This window comes from Bacillus sp. C30, assembly GCF_040838255.1.
GTDB classification, from domain to species: Bacteria; Bacillota; Bacilli; order Bacillales; family Bacillaceae_G; genus Bacillus_A; species Bacillus_A mycoides.
The window spans coordinates 1-1,959 of the sequence record NZ_JBFPJH010000561.1 but is presented as its reverse complement, the minus strand read 5'-3'; the positions used below and the strand labels follow the sequence as shown (position 1 = coordinate 1,959).

The 1,959-nt window shown below is 37.5% G+C and carries 2 protein-coding genes; one reads left to right on the top strand and one right to left on the bottom strand.

Annotated elements, in window-relative coordinates; translation table 11 throughout:
- The coding region (locus AB3X49_RS22835) for an alpha/beta fold hydrolase (protein WP_367964929.1) at positions 1 to 437 on the top strand (437 nt) is incomplete at its 5' end.
- 167 nt (positions 438 to 604) lie between these two features.
- On the opposite strand, the gene entFM is transcribed toward AB3X49_RS22835, so the two are convergent.
- Complete coding sequence (entFM, locus tag AB3X49_RS22830) at positions 605 to 1,897, bottom strand: enterotoxin EntFM (protein ID WP_367964927.1); 1,293 nt, start codon at positions 1,895 to 1,897, stop codon at positions 605 to 607.
- Positions 1,898 to 1,959: the final 62 nt, after the last annotated feature.

Sequence of the window (1,959 nt, the reverse complement as noted above, 5' to 3'; positions counted from 1 at the left end):
ATAATAACCCTTCCCGTTTATATAATGTTTTTCAGAAATTTTGGAAAAAACGTGGTGATGAATATTCATCTTGGCTTTCTCAGTATGCTAGTACTATTTTTCCAAGTGGAATACTAAGGGCAAATCCGTTCGCTGTTATTTCACGAAATATTTATTACCGTTTCGGATTACAATTACACTCGTCCATTATTGCTGAGTCATTACGACACCGCTTAGAATTCGACTTAAAATCTAAATTAAAAGCACTTCCCCATCCTATATTATGGGTGATGGGAGAACATGATCATCTCTATAAATCTTGTCTCTTTGATTTGAAGTCCATTCTTCCGAACGTTTTATATAAAGAAATTCCATTAGCAGGTCATGCAGCAAACTTATTCCGTCCAAACTATTTTCATGATTTATATGCTAAGTTTTTGCATGGAAAATTGACATAAAGTGAAACTTTAATCAGCGGGGATTTGTCCATCCCCCGCTGATTATTATCCCGCAAATAGCAGGATAAATACTACTATACTGTTAGTTTATCCAACTATGAAAAAGGCTTCCCAAGTTTCCCTGGAAAGCCTTTTCTCTATACGAAAAGTATATAAAATACTTTTTCTTAGTATGCTTTTGTGTAACCTAATAGGTGCTTACTCCAGTAAGAGTTGCTTACAGAGCTAATGCGTACACCAGTTGCGTCAGTTTCTGCACTGATGAACTGTCCATTACCTAAGTAAACGCCCATGTGAGAAGGACCTGATTTATAAGTATTTTGGAAGTATACTAAATCACCTGGTTGTGGACTGTTAGTCTTTGTTTTAGAGCTCCAGTATCCAGCAACTGTTTGACGAGCGCCTTTATGACCAGTTTGATTTAATACGTAGTGAATGAATCCACTGCAGTCAAAACCAGCAGGTGTTGTACCAGCAGTTCTGTATGGTGAACCATTTAAAGATCTAGCGAATCCAGCGATTGAAGATGTATCTCCACCTGTTGGTGCTGTTGGTTTTTGTACTTGGTTCGTACCTTGGTTCGTACCTTGGTTACCACCAGTAACTACATTGTTCACTCTGCCTTTTACAAACTTAACAAAGTCTGCACTTACGTAACCAGTGCGGCCATTATGGTTAATTTTATACCAACCATTTTCAGCGCCAGTAACGTTTAATACTGTACCGTTTGTTACCCCACCAATTATAGGGTTATATGTAGCTGGACCTGTACGTACTTTTAAAGCACCTGTGTTAACAACATATGATCCACCAGTTTGAACTGTAGTAGTATTGTTGTTGTTGTTTGTAGTTGGTTGCTGAGTTTCGTTAGATACAGCTGAACCACCTTTTGTTACGAAGTCTTTGCTTACGTATCCAGTTCCACCATTGAAGTTAATTTTAAACCAATCTTGAACTTCACCTACAACTTGAACTGTTTTTCCTTTATTTACAGAACCTAAAACAGTATGAGATGCACTTGGGCCTGTACGTACGTTTAATGAAGAAACGTTTACTGTGTAAGTACCTGTTCCTTGCTGAACAGTAGTAGTAGTTCCTTTATTGCCACCAGTTGTTACGAAGTCCCCACTTACATAACCTGTTTGACCATTTACACTAACTTTGAACCAACCGTTTTCTTGTCCAATTACTTGAAGTACTTGACCTGATTTCACTTTAGAAATAACGTTATGTCCTGTACCAGCACCTGAACGTACATTTAATACATCAGCTGTTACTGTGTATTTTAATTCAGAAGTTGTTTCTACCGTTTTTGTTTCAGTTACAGTCGTTTGAGTTTGAGTTTGTCCATTAATTTCTTTTAGCGCATCATTTGAAACTTGTGCATGAGCAGAATCCATTCCAGGAACTGCTACACCTACTACAGATGCTGCTGCTAAACCTGCGATTACTTTTTTCATAAGTTGTCTTTACTTCCTTTCCCTACTATCCTCTTGAGAAAACTATAAACTTAGTACTTTAC